Here is a 15,733-nt window from a genome sequence, read left to right as displayed (position 1 = left end):
CACGATCCACTCGATACGCGCGGCCCCGCGGCTTCATGCCCGCCGACACGGCCGCCGACTCAACGACACATTGAAACAATCGCCCGCGCAGCGCGCCCGGGCACGGAGAAAGGTATGGCTGGTCATTCGAAATGGGCCAACATCAAGCATAAGAAGGCAGCGGCCGACGCGAAGCGCGGCAAGATCTGGACCCGCCTGATCAAGGAAATCCAGGTCGCGGCGCGCCTCGGCGGCGGCGACGTCAACTCGAACCCGCGCCTGCGTCTCGCGGTCGACAAGGCAGCCGACGCGAACATGCCGAAGGACAACGTCAAGCGCGCGATCGATCGCGGCGTCGGCGGCGCGGACGGCGCGAACTACGAAGAAATCCGTTACGAAGGCTACGGCATCAGCGGCGCGGCGATCATCGTCGACACGCTGACCGACAACCGCACGCGTACGGTCGCGGAAGTTCGCCACGCATTCTCGAAATTCGGCGGCAACATGGGCACCGACGGCTCGGTCGCGTTCATGTTCGATCACGTCGGCCAGTTCCTGTTCGCGCCCGGCACGTCGGAAGACGCGCTGATGGAAGCCGCGCTCGAAGCCGGCGCGAACGACGTGAACACGAACGACGACGGCTCGATCGAAGTGCTGTGCGACTGGCAGGAATTCTCGAAGGTGAAGGACGCGCTCGAAGCCGGCGGCTTCAAGGCCGAACTCGCCGAAGTGACGATGAAGCCGCAGAACGAAGTCGAGTTCACCGGTGACGATGCGGCGAAGATGCAGAAGCTCCTGGACGCGCTCGAGAACCTCGACGACGTGCAGGACGTGTATACGAACGCCGTCATCATCGAGGAATGAGATGCCGGCCGTCGCGCGCAGCGTTGCGACGGCGGCCCGACCGAATTCGCGGCCGGCGCGCCTGAGCGTGCCGGCCGCCCTGTTTTCTAGTCTGCGGGGAATCCCATGAAACTACTCGTCGTCGGTTCCGGCGGCCGCGAACATGCGCTGGCGTGGAAGCTCGCGCAATCGCCGCGCGTCCAGATGGTCTACGTCGCGCCCGGCAATGGCGGCACGGCGCAGGACGAGCGTCTGAAGAACGTCGATATCACGTCGCTCGACGCACTCGCCGATTTCGCGGAAAGCGAAGGCGTCGCGTTCACGCTCGTCGGGCCGGAAGCACCGCTCGCGGCCGGCATCGTCAACCTGTTCCGCGCACGCGGCCTGAAGGTCTTCGGCCCGACCCGCGAAGCCGCGCAGCTCGAAAGCTCGAAGGATTTCGCGAAGGCGTTCATGAAGCGCCACAACATTCCGACGGCCGACTACGAAACCTTCGCCGATGCGACGGCCGCCCACGCGTACATCGACGCGAAGGGTGCGCCGATCGTCGTGAAGGCCGACGGCCTCGCGGCCGGCAAGGGTGTCGTCGTCGCGATGACGCTGGAAGAAGCGCATGCAGCGGTCGACATGATGCTGTCGGGCAACAAGCTCGGCGACGCCGGCGCGCGCGTCGTGATCGAGGAATTCCTCGACGGCGAGGAAGCGAGCTTCATCGTGATGGTCGACGGCAAGCACGCACTGGCACTGGCTTCGAGCCAGGACCACAAGCGCCTGCTCGACGAAGACCGCGGCCCGAACACCGGCGGCATGGGCGCGTATTCGCCCGCGCCGATCGTCACGCCGCAGATGCACGCACGCGTGATGCGCGAGATCATCATGCCGACCGTGCGCGGCATGGAGAAGGACGGCATCCGCTTCACGGGCTTCCTGTACGCGGGCCTGATGATCGACAAGGACGGCAATCCGCGCACGCTCGAGTTCAACTGCCGGATGGGCGACCCGGAAACGCAGCCGATCATGGCGCGCCTGAAGAGCGATTTCTCGAAGGTCGTCGAGCAGGCGATCGCGGGCACGCTCGACACGGTCGAGCTCGACTGGGACCGCCGCACCGCGCTCGGCGTCGTGCTGGCCGCGCACGGCTATCCGGACGCGCCGCGCAAGGGCGACCGCATCAACGGGATCCCGGCCGAGACCGAACAGGCCGTGACGTTCCATGCGGGCACGACGCTCGGCGAAGGCGACAAGCTCGTGACGTCGGGCGGCCGCGTGCTGTGCGTGGTCGGCCTGGCCGATTCGGTGCGCGAAGCGCAGCAGCATGCGTACGACACGATCAACCAGATCAATTTCGAGGGCATGCAGTACCGCCGCGACATCGGCTTCCGCGCGCTCAACCGCAAGAGCGTGTGACGTCGCCGTCGCCGCCCCGTCCTCGCGCGGCGGCGGCTCCTCTGCCGGGGTTCGATAGAATGCCCGGCAGATGCCTTTTTTACGGCCCCCGCTTCGGGCGGGGGCACCCAGTCCAGACATGACCGATTCGACCTACGACGTGGCGCGCGTGCGCACGTACCTCCAGGGCCTGCAGACACGCATCGCCGACGCGCTCGGCGCGCTCGACGGCACGCCGCTCGCCACCGACACGTGGCAGCGCGGGCCGGACGAACGCCTGCGCGGCGGCGGCTGCACGCGGATTCTCGAAGGCGGCCGCGTGTTCGAGCGCGCGGGGATCGGCTTTTCCGACGTCGCGGGCGACGCGCTGCCGCCGTCGGCGAGCGCGGCGCGCCCGCAGCTCGCGGGCCGCGGGTTCGAGGCGCTCGGCGTGTCGCTCGTGCTGCATCCGCGCAATCCGTACTGCCCGACCGTCCACATGAACGTGCGGATGCTGATCGCGACGAAGCCCGGCGAGGAGCCCGTGTTCTGGTTCGGCGGCGGCATGGATCTGACACCGGTTTACGGTTTCGAGGACGACGCGCGTCATTTCCACCAGACCTGCAAGGATGCGCTCGACCCGTTCGGTGCCGAGCTCTACCCGCGCTTCAAGCAGTGGTGCGACGAATATTTCTTCCTGAAGCACCGCAACGAGATGCGCGGCATCGGCGGGATCTTCTTCGACGATTTCTCCGAGCCCGGATTCGAACGCTCGTTTGACCTGATGCAAAGCGTCGGCGATGCGTTCCTGCAGGCTTACCTGCCGATCGTCGAGCGCCGTGCCGAGCTGCCGTACGGCGAGCGCGAGCGCGACTTCCAGGCGTATCGTCGCGGCCGCTACGTCGAATTCAACCTCGTATTCGACCGCGGCACGCTGTTCGGCCTGCAAAGCGGCGGCCGCACCGAGTCGATCCTGATGTCGATGCCGCCGGTCGCGAACTGGCGCTACAACTGGCAGCCCGAGCCGGGCACGCCCGAAGCGCGCCTGTACAGCGACTTCATCGTGCCGCGCGACTGGGTCTGAGCCCGCGCGCCCCGCTGCCCCAAGGAAAGGACGCCGTTTCTGGACACCACCGCCCGCCCCGCCCCGCTGCCGCGTCGTATCGGCTTGCTGGGCGGTACTTTCGACCCGATCCACGACGGCCATCTCGCGCTCGCGCGCCGGTTCGCCGAGTTGCTCGGCCTGACCGAACTCGTGCTGCTGCCCGCCGGGCAGCCGTACCAGAAGCGCGACGTGTCGGCCGCCGAGCACCGGCTCGCGATGACGCGTGCGGCCGCCGGGTCGCTGTCCGTGCCGGGCGTGACCGTGACCGTCGCCACCGACGAGATCGAGCACGCCGGCCCGACCTACACGGTCGAGACGCTCGCGCGCTGGCGCGAGCGGATCGGCCCGGACGCGTCGCTGTCGCTGCTGATCGGCGCCGACCAGCTCGTGCGGCTCGACACGTGGCGCGACTGGCGCAAGCTGTTCGACTACGCGCACATCTGCGTGTCGACGCGCCCGGGTTTCGACCTGGGCACGGCGCCGCCGGACGTTACGCGGGAAATCGCCGCGCGGCAGGCCGGCGCCGACGTGCTGAAGGCCACGCCGGCCGGCCACCTGCTGATCGATACGACCCTTTCGTTCGACATTGCCGCGACCGACATCCGCGCCCACCTGCGCGAATGCATCGCGCGCCATGCGCAAATGCCCGATGCGTCGGCCGAGCATGTGCCGGCCGCCGTATGGGCCTATATTCTTCAACATCGCCTCTACCATTCCTGAATCCATGGATATTCGCAAACTGCAGCGCGTGATCGTCGACGCCCTCGAAGACGTCAAGGCGCAAGACATCAAGGTGTTCAACACCAGCCACCTGACCGAACTGTTCGACCGCGTGGTCGTCGCATCGGGCACCTCCAACCGCCAGACCAAGGCTCTCGCGTCGAGCGTGCGCGACAAGGTCAAGGAAGCCGGCGGCGACATCGTCAGCTCCGAAGGGGAAGACACCGGCGAATGGGTGCTGGTCGATTGCGGCGACGCGGTCGTGCACATCCTCCAGCCGGCCCTGCGCCAGTACTACAACCTCGAGGAAATCTGGGGCGACAAGCCGGTGCGGATGAAGCTCGGCGGCGGCAAGGGCCCGAACGGCTTTGCCACGGCCAGCGAAGACGAGGAAGACGAAGAGGAAGCCGCGCCCGCCCGTCCGGCGCGCAAGACGGCCGCCCGCCGCCGTTAAGCCGTCACGCGTCTTCCGATGAAGCTTTTCATCCTCGCGGTCGGCCACAAGATGCCGGGCTGGATCGCATCCGGCTTCGACGAATACACGAAGCGGATGCCGCCCGAGCTGCGCATCGAGTTGCGCGAGATCAAGCCCGAACTGCGTTCGGGCGGCCGCAGCGCCGAAAGCGTGATGGCGGCCGAGCGGCAGAAGATCGAGGCGGCGCTGCCGAAGGGCGCGCGCCTCGTCGCGCTCGACGAGCGCGGCCGCGACTGGACCACGATGCAGCTCGCGCAGGCACTGCCCGGCTGGCAGCAGGACGGCCGCGACGTCGCGTTCGTGATCGGCGGCGCCGACGGGCTCGATCCGGAACTGAAAGCGCGTGCCGACGTGCTGCTGCGCATCTCGAGCATGACGCTGCCGCACGGGATGGTGCGCGTGCTGCTCGCCGAACAGCTTTACCGGGCGTGGAGCATCACGCAGAATCACCCCTACCACCGCGCATGACGCGTCGTCCTCGGGACGCGCGCCGCGCGCGCTCAACGAGATAACGACACCATGCCGTCCAGCACGTCCCCCGCGCTTTTCCCGATCCTTTACCTCGCTTCGCAAAGCCCGCGCCGCCAGGAGCTGCTGCAGCAGATCGGCGTCCGCTTCGAACTGCTGCTGCCGCGCCCTGACGAGGACGCCGAAGCGCTCGAAGCCGAACTGCCCGGCGAAGCCGCCGAGGCCTACGTGCGGCGCGTGACCGTCGCGAAGGCCGAAGCCGCGCGTGCGCGCCTCGTCGCGAGCGGCAAGCCGGCCGCGCCGGTGCTGGTCGCCGATACGACCGTGACGATCGACGGCGCGATCCTCGGCAAGCCGGCCGACGCGGACGACGCGCTCGCGATGCTCACGCGCCTCGCGGGCCGCGAACACGCGGTGCTGACCGCCGTCGCCGTGATCGATGCCGGCGGAGAACTGCTGCCGCCCGCGCTGTCGCGCTCGTCGGTGCGCTTCGCGCCCGCGTCGCGCGACGCCTACGCGCGCTACGTCGAAACCGGCGAGCCGTTCGGCAAGGCCGGCGCGTACGCGATCCAGGGCCGCGCGGCAGAATTCATCGAGCGAATCGACGGTTCCCATTCAGGTATCATGGGTCTGCCCCTTTTTGAGACTGCCGCGTTGCTGCGCACCGCACGCGTCGCCTTCTGAACCGCACATGAACGAAGAAATCCTGATCAACCTCACGCCGCAGGAAACGCGGGTCGCACTCGTCCAGCAAGGCGCGGTGCAGGAGCTTCACGTCGAGCGCACGCTGTCGCGCGGGCGGGTCGGCAACATCTATCTCGGCAAGGTCGTGCGCGTGCTGCCCGGCATGCAGTCGGCGTTCATCGACATCGGCCTCGAGCGTGCGGCCTTCCTGCACGTCGCCGACATCTGGCATCCGCGCCTCGCGGGCGAGCCGCAGTCGGGCACGCCGCACCAGCCGATCGAGAAGATCGTGTTCGAGGGCCAGACGCTGATGGTCCAGGTGATCAAGGATCCGATCGGCACGAAGGGCGCGCGGCTGTCGACGCAAGTCAGTATCGCGGGCCGCACGCTCGTCTACCTGCCGCAGGAACCGCATATCGGCATCTCGCAGAAGATCGAGAGCGAGGTCGAACGCGAGGCCGTGCGCGCGCGCCTGACGGCCGTGATCCCGCCGGACGAGAAAGGCGGCTACATCGTGCGCACGATCGCCGAGGACGCGACCTCTGACGAACTGGCCGGCGACGTCACGTACCTGCGCAAGACCTGGGCGACGATCGTCGCCCAGGCGCAGCGGCTGCCGGCGACGAGCCTGCTGTACCAGGATCTCGATCTCGCGCAGCGCGTGCTGCGCGATTTTGCGAACGACGACACGACGCGCATCCAGGTCGATTCGCGCGAGACGTACCAGCGCCTCTCGGAATTCGCGGGCGAGTTCACGCCGGCCGTGAGCCCGAAGCTGCACCACTACACCGGCGAGCGGCCGCTGTTCGACCTGTACAACATCGAGACGGAGATCCAGCGCGCGCTGTCGCGCCGCGTCGACCTGAAGTCGGGCGGCTACCTGATGATCGACCAGACCGAGGCGATGACGACGATCGACGTGAACACGGGCGGCTATGTCGGCGCGCGCAACTTCGACGACACGATCTTCAAGACCAACCTCGAGGCCGCGCATACGATCGCGCGCCAGCTGCGGCTGCGCAACCTCGGCGGGATCATCATCATCGACTTCATCGACATGGAGAACGCCGAGCATCGCGACGCGGTGCTGTCCGAGCTGAAGAAGGCGCTGTCGCGCGACCGCACACGCGTGACGGTCAACGGCTTCTCGCAGCTGGGGCTCGTCGAGATGACGCGCAAGCGCACGCGCGAATCGCTCGCGCACGTGCTGTGCGAACCGTGCCCGACCTGCCAGGGCAAGGGCCAGGTGAAGACGTCGCGCACCGTGTGCTACGACATCCTGCGCGAGATCCTGCGCGAGTCGCGGCAGTTCAATCCGCGCGAATTCCGCGTGATCGCCGCGCAGCAGGTGATCGACCTGTTCCTCGACGAAGAGTCGCAGCATCTCGCGATGCTGATCGACTTCATCGGCAAGCCGGTGTCGCTGCAGGTCGAGTCGAATCTGAGCCAGGAGCAGTACGATATCGTGCTGATGTAACGCTGCGCTCTGCTGCGGTTGCGCGATTCCTGCCCGGCATGGGAGGGATTTCGCGCAACCTGCATGCCATGGTGAACGGCTATTCCGCGCGGCCCCCTTCCCGTGCGAAACGCTCGATCGCTTCGGTATCCCACCGGCCGAGACGCATCGCTTCTTCCAGCATGCCGAGTGTCAGGGGCACAAGTTCCGGGTCGCGATATTTCGACGAAAACAGCCCAAGGAACGTTCTGACCATATCGAGCGTTTCCGGGCCGATGTATCGCTGATACGGGAAACGCTCTACATCGATCCCGAAGGTCTCGCCCCACTTGTCGATAAATTCGATCGCGTCGATTCCCGTGATGCGGAGGTCCTCTTCCATCCGGCTTGAACGTGACAGCTTCAGCGGACCGCCAAAGAGTGGACGCCCTAACTCCTCCCGAGCAAATGCCTCGAGCCGATCCCATGCCGTGTCAGCCATATCAGAGCACTCTGTCTTCCGGTTTTGCAATGCTGTTGTAGACCTGCACCGTATTCCACATGACGACTGCCGCATCCGTAGCGAGCATGATAGTACCGACAACGGGCACTGCTCGCCCGACGAACGCACCGAGGTTACGAGTCGTCGCGATCCGCATACCACCGGCACCGGCTTTCGTGATGGTCGGCAACCGAATTCCGACGTTGAACGGCAGCGCTTTGCGCGCCGCAAGCGACGCAACGGAGGTGCCGGCCACCGCGCCGCGCGGCTTGCCGGGAACCGGTACATCGTTCTGCCCCAATAGAACGGCAGCCGCAGCACCAAGGTCGTGAAAGCCAAACCGTTTGCAAACCTGATTCACGGCAACCAAAAAAACAGATCCCCCGGCGTGAGATCCTCACGCCCCTCGTACGAATGGCGATTGTCCGACATACGGCCCTCGTTGTTGTTCGAATGACCGCAGACCTTAGCAAAGCGGAACACGCTCGCCATCCCTGTATCATTCGGTCAGGCGTGCAATAGGCCGCTTGACCAGGCCACACGGCGAAAGGCGCATCGCGCAATTGTTTAAGAACAGTTTCGAAAACGGTCCTGCGATACACCCGCCTTCGCCGCCAGCCTCGCCCATGCCGCATGTCGACAGGGCGCCTGCGCCATCCGCCGCGCTATCCTTTCTCACCTATCACTCACCACACACCATGAGCCAAGGCCACAACCGCCGCCAGCGCAAGAAACTCCACATCGGCGAATTCCAGGAACTCGCGTTCAACGCCACCGCGCATTACCGCAACGAAATGACCGACCTCGCGCGCGGCGAACTGATCGACGCGTTCATCGACTTCGTCGAAGCGAACGGGCTGATGACCGTCGCGTCCGCGGACGAGGGCATCGGCGCGTACGTGATCTCCGGCGCGCCGCGCGGCACGACGACCGACGCCGATCGCGAACTCGTGCGCGGGTGGCTCGCCGCCCGCCCGGAACTGACGGACGTCAAGGTCAGCGAGTTCACCGACGCGTGGTATCCGGACGCCTGATTTCCCCCGCTTCACCCTGCTTCACGCAGCGCTCGCGCCTGCCCGCCATGACAGCGGGCCAGGCCGGTGCGGCACCACTCCCGCCTTCCCCCGCCTCTCCGGCACCGACTCACACGATTCGCATCGCGTCGACCGTGATTACCCCGATTTCCGCTTTGAATCGGACGCTTACTTCAATTTAACGATCATTAAAAGACGGCTCGCATCGGCGGACCTACTCTGATTGCCAGGAATCCGGTGTTTTCCGGCGCGATCGGCAAGCAATACGAAAGAATGTGAATCGCTCGCCCGACAAGCGCTCCGGATTCCGGTACGGGCGAAATGCGACACGGCGACAGGCAATCAGGGAGACAACCGACAACGTGCCAGCCGCTTCCCGTTCGCAGTGACGACACGTCGGCGCACGCGACGGCCGCCTGACCCATTCCATCAAACGAGACAAGACGAGGACGACATGACGACGCCGACCATCCATCAAGCAGGACTCCGAATGATCATGATCGCGGCAGGCGTTGCGGCGCTGATGTCGCTGTCCGCCTGCGGCGGCTCCGGCTCGCTGAGCCAGGGCACCGGCGGCAGCGGCTCGGGTTCGGGCGACACGACCGCGACGACCGGCGGCACGGGCGCCGGCAACGGAAGCGGCAGCGCGTCAGGCAGCAGCTCGACCGCGGGCGGCACGGGGAGCGGCACCGGCAGCACGTCCGGCACCGGCAAGTCGGCCAATGCGCTCGGCCAGACGATCGATGCGTCGAGCAACGTCGTGACGGCCGCGGGCGGCACCGTATCGGGCGTCGGCACGGTGATCGCGGGCCAGTCGCTGCCCGGCACGAACGCGGCGACCACGCAAGGGCTCGGCACCGTCGTGCAGGATGCCGGCGCGGCCGTCACGACGCTCGGCACCGGCATCGGATCGGGGCTCGGCCAGCTCGGCGCATCGTCGAATCCGGTCGGCACGACGGTCGCGAGCACGGGCGGCGTGGTCACGAATCTCGGCAACGCGGTCGCGGCGACCGGCGGTGTCGTGTCGAGCCTCGGCGCCAGCGGCTCGGCACTGGCCCCGCTCGCCCCCGTCACGTCGCCCGTCGGCGGCGCGATCACGACGCTCGGCAATACGATCGCGGGCGGCGGCGCAACGCTCGGCACGCAGCTGTCGACCGGCCCCGTCGCGCAGGTCACGGGCGCCGCCAGTTCGGCGATCACGCCGATCACGACGACGGTCGGGTCGGTCACGCAGACCGTCGCGGCGAGCACGCCGCTCGGCGCGCCGCTCACGAACCTCGTGACGACGGTCGGCAACGGAGTCGCGAACGCCGGCACGACGATCGCGAAGACCGGCGGCAATCCGGTCACGACCGGCATCGGCAACGTGGTGACGGCAACCGGCAACACGGTGGCCACGGCCGGCACGGCGCTGCTCGGCGGCGGCGCTGCCGCGACGAATCCGCTCGCGCCGGTCACGGGGCTCCTGTCGACCGGCGCACTCGGCGGCGCGACGGGCGGCAGCAACCCGGCCGGCGCGCTCACGACGGCGGTCGGCACCGTGACGGGCGCCGTGTCGGGCGCGGCCGGCGGCTCGCCCGTCGCGGGATTGACGGGCGGCACCGGTACCGGTGCGCTCTCGAAGACGGTGGGCGGCGTGCTCGCCCCGGTCACGACGACGCTCGGCTCGCTGGTCAAATAAGCCGCTCGAAGACGCGGCGCCCGCATCGTCACCGACGATCGGGCGCCGCGGCTGCAACCCTCCCCGGGGCGCATCCGGCCGCGCCCGCCCCCTCCGATCCCTACCTTTTCCCCACAGTCCGCCTGCAACCGGCCATCGAAATCGGTCCTGAAAGCAAGACACGTTAAACTCTCACCTCGCGTGGTGCGCCGCCCGCACCCGCCATCCATCGCCAGCCGCGTGCCCTCGGGCCGCCCCCGACCCATGGAGTGAGTGTCAATGAGCGGCGGACTCCCGTTTCCCGCATCCCGCAAGTCGTTGCCGTCCTCGACGGTCTTCCTGATTCTCGTCGCCGTCGCGTTGCTGTCCGGCTGCGGGCTGCTGCCGGTCCAGAACCCGCCCGCGCCGATCAGCGAGGCGCTCGTCGAGCCTGTCGAGGAAACCGCCGGCGAGCCGCTGACGATGCCGCCCGTGCCGGCGCCGACGCAACCGGAGGCGCCGGAAGCGCCGAAGAAGCCGCACCGCGAAGTGACGCGGCCGAAACCCGTGCAGCACCCCGAAACACCGACGCCTGCGCCGCCTCCGCCCCCGCCGATCGTCGCGACGCGCCCGCTCGACCGCACCCAGATCCATGCGCTGCTCGACAGCGAAGTCGCGCGCCGCAACGGCAAGGTGATCGGCCGCGCGGTCGACATGGTGACCGATGCGAGCGGCAAGCCGCGCGAGATGATCGTCAACCTGCAGGGTTTCATGGGCGTCGGCGACCGCAAGGTCATCTTCCCGTGGAACGTGTTCCGCTTCACGCCGGGCGGCAAACAGGAGCCGATCGTGCTCGACGTGCCGTCGGGCGACCTGCCGCCGGCCGCGCGGCCGAAGGCCGTGCCGCTGTCGGGTTCGGCCGCGGCCTCGCCCGCGACGCGGCTGCCGATGCTCGACAGCGACGTCGAGCGCCCGAACGGCACGAAGATCGGCCGCATCGTCGACGTGCTGATCGACCGCGCCGCGCAGCCGCAGGCCGTCGTGCTCGACCTCGGCGGCCTCGTCAATACCGACCGCCGTTCGATCGCCGCGAGCTGGGGCGCACTGCGCTTCGTCACGCGCGACAAGGCGCTGCACCCGCAGCTGGACCTGAACGACGCGCAGATCAAGGCATCGCCGCCCTACGCGGCCGACAAGCCGATCGTCGCGGTCTTCCCGCCCGTTGCCCCGGCCCCGGCTTCATCTGCGAGTGCCACCCGATGACGATCAAGCATTCCGTCAGCGTTCGCAGCCTGCGGTCCCTCGACTGGCTCAACTTCTTCGTTGCAAACGTGCAGACCGGGTTCGGCCCGTTCATCGCGTCCTACCTCGCGTCGCACAAGTGGACGCAGGGTGAAATCGGCATGGTGCTGTCGATCGGCACGATCAGCGCGATGGTCAGCCAGGTGCCGGGCGGCGCGGCCGTCGACGCGCTGAAGAACAAGAAAGGCGCGGCCGCCTGGGCGATCGCGGCCATCATCCTGTCCGCGGTGCTGCTCGCGTCGAGCCCGACGATCGTGCCGGTGATCGCCGCCGAGGTGTTCCACGGCTTCGCGAGCTGCATGCTCGTGCCGGCGATGGCCGCCATCTCGTTCTCGCTGGTCGGCCGCGCCGACCTCGGCGACCGGCTCGGCCGCAATGCGCGCTGGGCCTCGATCGGCAGCGCGGTCGCGGCGGGCCTGATGGGGCTCACCGGCGAATACTTCTCCGCGCGCGCGGTGTTCTGGCTGACCGCCGTGCTGGCGCTGCCCGCACTGTTCGCGCTCGCGATGATCCAGCCGACCCACGAAGTGATCCCGCAGTCGTCGAGGCCCGACGATCACCACGACGAAGCCGGCGAACGCGAGACGCTGCTCGAGCTGCTGCGCGACCGCCGGATGCTGATCTTCGCGGCGTGCGTCGTGCTGTTCCACCTGTCGAACGCGGCGATGCTGAACCTCGCGGCCGGCGAAGTCACGGCCGGGATGGGCGAAAACGTGCAGCTCGTGATCGCCGCGTGCATCATCGTGCCGCAGGCGATCGTCGCGATGCTGTCGCCGTGGGTCGGCCGCTCCGCGCAACGCTGGGGGCGCCGGCCGATCCTGCTGCTCGGCTTCTCCGCGCTGCCGGTGCGCGCGCTGCTGTTCGCCGGCGTGAGCAGCCCGTACCTGCTCGTGCCGGTACAGATGCTCGACGGCATCAGCGCGGCCGTGTTCGGCGTGATGCTGCCGCTGATCGCGGCCGACGTCGCGGGCGGCAAGGGCCGCTACAACCTGTGCATCGGGCTGTTCGGGCTCGCGGCCGGGATCGGCGCGACGCTCAGCACGGCCGCCGCCGGCTACGTCGCCGATCACTTCGGCAACGCGGTCAGCTTCTTCGGGCTCGCGGGCGCCGGCGCGCTCGCGGTGCTGCTGGTCTGGCTCGTGATGCCCGAAACACGCGTCGAGAACGGCGACACGGCGGCCGACGAACCGGCTGCCGCATCGCCCGAACAGGCGCACTGAACGCGGCGCGCCGCCGTTACCCGCTTCTTGGCCGACTCACGATGGATACGATCAGGACACTCAACGAAGCCCGCCAGCAGATCCAGCAGTCGATCTTCGATCTGTTCAAGGGGCTGTCATTCAGCGAACGGCTCGCGCAAGGCGGGCTGATGGCGCTCCAGGCCGTCTGCAGCGCGTGCCTCGCGTATGCGATCGGCCGTGCGATGCACACCGAGCAGGCCGTGTGGGCGGCGATCACCGCGATCGCCGTCACGCAGCACAACTACTCGGACACGATGTCGCTGTCGCGCGACCAGTTCGTCGGCGCGATGGTCGGCGGCGTGCTCGGCTTCGCGGGCGCGGCGGTCGGCGGCGATCGCCTCGTCACGTATGCGATCACGGTCGCGGTCGTGATCGTCTGCTGCTGGTGCCTGAACGTCGGCAGCGCGGCACGGCTCGGCGGCGTGACCGCGACGATCGTGCTGCTGTTTCCGGGCAACGGCCCGCTGTGGGATGTGCCGCTGATGCGGCTCGGCGAGGTGACGCTCGGCACCGTGTGTGCGCTGGGCGTGTGCTGGGTGATGTCGAGGATCGAGCGGCGCTGGTTCCGCCACGCGCAAGCGAAGTGACGCGGCGGGCCGGCTGCCCGGCGCGCATCGCGGCATCGCGATACGTGCCGGGCGATCGGCAAGGTCAGTCGCCGATCCGCAACACGATGCCGGAACCGATCTGCACCAGCAGGTGATCCCCGCCGACGCCGACCCATTGATAGCCGCGCGGCGGCGGGCTCAGGCGATAGCCGCGCCAGTCGTCGATCACGTACTGACGATCGCGGAACTCGGGGGGAAGCCGGTCGCCCTTGTGCCACTCGCGGCGCGGCTGGTCGGCCCAGCGCTGCGGCACGTCGTCCTCATGACGCATCTGGCCGGGCGGCATGTGTTTCGGGCCGTGGCCACGCTGCATGCCGTGGCCGCCGTGGTCGTCGTGGTTGTCGTGGTCCTGCGCCATCGCGGCCGGCGCGGCGAAACCGGCCGCGATCACCGCGGCCAGCACCATCCCGTGCATCTTGTTCATCGTGCTTTCCCTCCGTGTTGTCACGTCGAACGAACACTCGAACTGCCCGATGGAGACTAGCACACGGCACTGCGCTGGCGCATGACCGCGCGTCAAGCCGCCTGCTGCTGGTACTGGATCCGGTGCAGGTGCGCGTAGAGGCCGCCGTGGCGCAGCAGTTCATCGTGGCTGCCCTCCTCGACGATCTTGCCGGCCTCGAGCACGAGGATGCGGTCCGCGCGCTCGATCGTCGACAGCCGGTGCGCGATCACGAGCGTCGTGCGGCCTTCCATCAGCCGTTCGAGCGCCGCCTGCACGTGGCGCTCCGATTCCGAATCGAGTGCCGACGTCGCTTCGTCGAGGATCAGGATCGGCGCGTCCTTGTAGATCGCGCGCGCGATCGCGAGCCGCTGGCGCTGGCCGCCGGACAATCGCATCCCGTTGCCGCCGACGAGCGTGTCGAGCCCGTCGGGCATCGCGGCGACTGCATCGGCGAGATTGGCGGCCTCGAGCGCGGCCTGCACGCGCGCGCGATCGGGCGTCTGCCCGTACGCGACGTTCGCCGCGATCGTGTCGTTGAACAGCACGACGTCCTGGCTGACCATCGCCATCTGGCTGCGCAGCGCATGAAGGTCGTAGTCGGAAACCGGCACGCCGTCGACCAGGATCGCACCGTCGGTCGGGTCGAAGAAGCGCGGCAGCAGGTTCACGAGCGTCGTCTTGCCGCTGCCGGACGGGCCGGCCAGCGCGATCATTTCACCCGGCGCGACCTTGAACGAGATGCGGTCGAGCGTCGGCCGCTCGGCCGCGCCATAGTCGAACGACACGTTGCGGAATTCGATCTCGCCGCGCGCGTGCGGCAGCGGCCGGCCGCCGCCTTGCGGTTCGGCCGGCTCGTCGATCAGCCCGAAGATCAGCTCGGCGGCCGTCATCCCGCGCTGCAGCGGCTGGTTGACGTCGATCAGGTGCTTGAGCGGCGAGATCACCAGCAGCATCGACGTGACGAACGCGACGAAGCCGCCGACCGTCGTCTGGTCGTTCGACGACTGGACGACCGCGATCGTGATCACGACCGCGAGCGCGATCGACGCGAGGAACTGCGTGAGCGGCTGCGCGAGGCCGCCCGAGATCGTCATGCGCATCGCGTAGCCGCGCAGGCGCTTGCTCATCGTCGTGAAGCGATCCATTTCGTACGCTTCGCCGTTGTGCACCTTGACGACCTTGTAGCCGCCGACCGTCTCCTCGACGATGTACGACAGCTCGTTGGTGAGCGTCTGGTGCTCGCGGTTCAGGCGCCGCAGGCGGCGGTTGATCTTGCTGACGAGCCAGCCGATGCCCGGCAGGATCACCGCGACGATCAGCGTGAGCCGCCAGTTCAGGTAGAACAGGTAGCCGAGCAGGAAGATCACGGTCAGCGAGTCGCGCACGAGCGTCACCATCACGCCGGTCAGCACCGACAGGATCTGGTTGACTTCGAACACGATCGCGTTGATCACCGTGCTCGCGGTTTCGCGCTGGAAGAACGACGCGCCGGTGTGGAGCATCCGCTGGAACATCTCGAGCCGCAGTTGCAGCAGGATGCGGTTCGATACGTAGTTGAGCAGGTAGTTCGACGTGTACTGCGACACGCCGCGCACGAGCGCGAGGCCGATCACCGCGATCGGCACGTACCATTTCGCGCTGTCGCTGCCGTGCGAGCCGAAGCCGTGGTCGAGCAGCGGCTTGAGCAGCGCCGGGATACCGGCTTCGGTGGCCGCGACGACGCCCATCGTCATCACGGCGAGCACCACGATGCCGATCAGCGGCCGGATGTACGGCCACAGGCGCTTGAGGACCGTGACCGGCGAGGTGCCGGTGCCGTCCATCGGTTTGCGAAGTGTGTTCTGGGTTTCCAAGGCAATCCTTCTTGAGCCGCGATGCGGCGCCCGGC

General features: G+C 68.0%; 16 protein-coding genes and 1 pseudogene. 13 read left to right on the top strand and 4 right to left on the bottom strand.

What is annotated here, in order from left to right:
* Window positions 1-114: 114 nt before the first annotated feature.
* The 8 genes from DIE03_RS19135 to rng all read left to right on the top strand — a co-directional run bounded on the left by DIE03_RS19135 (window position 115) and on the right by rng (window position 7,116).
* Window positions 115-843, top strand: a complete 729-nt coding sequence (locus DIE03_RS19135) for a YebC/PmpR family DNA-binding transcriptional regulator (RefSeq protein ID WP_059233569.1) — start codon at window positions 115-117, stop codon at window positions 841-843.
* 105 nt (window positions 844-948) lie between these two features.
* Complete coding sequence (gene purD / locus DIE03_RS19130) at window positions 949-2,229, top strand: phosphoribosylamine--glycine ligase (protein WP_124453006.1); 1,281 nt, start codon at window positions 949-951, stop codon at window positions 2,227-2,229.
* A 118-nt stretch (window positions 2,230-2,347) separates the two neighbouring features.
* A complete protein-coding gene (gene hemF, locus DIE03_RS19125) occupies window positions 2,348-3,271 on the top strand; it encodes an oxygen-dependent coproporphyrinogen oxidase (RefSeq protein WP_124453004.1) in 924 nt (307 codons plus the stop codon).
* Between the two features lie 39 nt (window positions 3,272-3,310).
* The gene (locus tag DIE03_RS19120; RefSeq protein ID WP_124453002.1) at window positions 3,311-4,012 is read left to right on the top strand and encodes a nicotinate-nucleotide adenylyltransferase; all 702 of its coding nucleotides are present in this window, start codon (window positions 3,311-3,313) and stop codon (window positions 4,010-4,012) included.
* 4 nt (window positions 4,013-4,016) lie between these two features.
* Window positions 4,017-4,466, top strand: a complete 450-nt coding sequence (rsfS, locus tag DIE03_RS19115) for a ribosome silencing factor (RefSeq protein WP_124453000.1) — start codon at window positions 4,017-4,019, stop codon at window positions 4,464-4,466.
* Between the two features lie 18 nt (window positions 4,467-4,484).
* A complete protein-coding gene (rlmH, locus tag DIE03_RS19110) occupies window positions 4,485-4,955 on the top strand; it encodes a 23S rRNA (pseudouridine(1915)-N(3))-methyltransferase RlmH (RefSeq protein ID WP_006484265.1) in 471 nt (156 codons plus the stop codon).
* A gap of 51 nt (window positions 4,956-5,006) precedes the next feature.
* Window positions 5,007-5,639, top strand: a complete 633-nt coding sequence (locus DIE03_RS19105; RefSeq protein ID WP_124452998.1) for a nucleoside triphosphate pyrophosphatase — start codon at window positions 5,007-5,009, stop codon at window positions 5,637-5,639.
* 7 nt (window positions 5,640-5,646) lie between these two features.
* Window positions 5,647-7,116, top strand: coding sequence for a ribonuclease G (gene rng, locus DIE03_RS19100; protein ID WP_124452995.1), 1,470 nt, complete (start codon window positions 5,647-5,649; stop codon window positions 7,114-7,116).
* A gap of 79 nt (window positions 7,117-7,195) precedes the next feature.
* On the opposite strand, the gene DIE03_RS19095 is transcribed toward rng, so the two are convergent.
* Window positions 7,196-7,576, bottom strand: coding sequence for a DUF1493 family protein (locus DIE03_RS19095; protein ID WP_124452993.1), 381 nt, complete (start codon window positions 7,574-7,576; stop codon window positions 7,196-7,198).
* A gap of 1 nt (window position 7,577) precedes the next feature.
* Window positions 7,578-8,008: pseudogene (locus DIE03_RS19090) on the bottom strand (STM2901 family protein).
* A 266-nt stretch (window positions 8,009-8,274) separates the two neighbouring features.
* Between DIE03_RS19090 and DIE03_RS19085 the strand changes: the two are divergent.
* The 5 genes from DIE03_RS19085 to DIE03_RS19065 all read left to right on the top strand — a co-directional run bounded on the left by DIE03_RS19085 (window position 8,275) and on the right by DIE03_RS19065 (window position 13,379).
* Window positions 8,275-8,610 carry a YggL family protein gene (locus tag DIE03_RS19085; RefSeq protein WP_124452991.1) on the top strand — a complete coding sequence of 112 codons (336 nt, stop codon included), beginning with the start codon at window positions 8,275-8,277 and terminating at the stop codon, window positions 8,608-8,610.
* A gap of 454 nt (window positions 8,611-9,064) precedes the next feature.
* Window positions 9,065-10,291, top strand: a complete 1,227-nt coding sequence (locus DIE03_RS19080) for a collagen-like triple helix repeat-containing protein (RefSeq protein WP_124452989.1) — start codon at window positions 9,065-9,067, stop codon at window positions 10,289-10,291.
* Between the two features lie 258 nt (window positions 10,292-10,549).
* Window positions 10,550-11,512: a PRC-barrel domain-containing protein gene (locus tag DIE03_RS19075; protein ID WP_124452987.1), complete on the top strand. Its 963-nt coding sequence runs from the start codon at window positions 10,550-10,552 to the stop codon at window positions 11,510-11,512.
* Window positions 11,509-12,771, top strand: a complete 1,263-nt coding sequence (locus DIE03_RS19070; RefSeq protein WP_124452984.1) for an MFS transporter — start codon at window positions 11,509-11,511, stop codon at window positions 12,769-12,771. The genes DIE03_RS19075 and DIE03_RS19070 overlap by 4 nt, the downstream gene beginning before the upstream one ends.
* Before the next feature lie 41 nt (window positions 12,772-12,812).
* Window positions 12,813-13,379, top strand: a complete 567-nt coding sequence (locus DIE03_RS19065) for an aromatic acid exporter family protein (RefSeq protein WP_124452982.1) — start codon at window positions 12,813-12,815, stop codon at window positions 13,377-13,379.
* Window positions 13,380-13,443: 64 nt separating this feature from the next.
* Here DIE03_RS19065 and DIE03_RS19060 read toward each other — a convergent pair whose 3' ends face one another.
* Together DIE03_RS19060 and msbA are read right to left on the bottom strand one after the other, a co-directional pair.
* Complete coding sequence (locus DIE03_RS19060) at window positions 13,444-13,824, bottom strand: RcnB family protein (protein WP_124452980.1); 381 nt, start codon at window positions 13,822-13,824, stop codon at window positions 13,444-13,446.
* A 92-nt stretch (window positions 13,825-13,916) separates the two neighbouring features.
* The gene (gene msbA / locus DIE03_RS19055; protein WP_260434915.1) at window positions 13,917-15,668 is read right to left on the bottom strand and encodes a lipid A export permease/ATP-binding protein MsbA; all 1,752 of its coding nucleotides are present in this window, start codon (window positions 15,666-15,668) and stop codon (window positions 13,917-13,919) included.
* Window positions 15,669-15,733: the final 65 nt, after the last annotated feature.

This window comes from Burkholderia sp. Bp8992 (assembly GCF_003853705.1).
In the GTDB taxonomy this organism is placed as follows: Bacteria; Pseudomonadota; Gammaproteobacteria; order Burkholderiales; family Burkholderiaceae; genus Burkholderia.
This window is presented reverse-complemented; position numbering and strand designations above follow the sequence as displayed.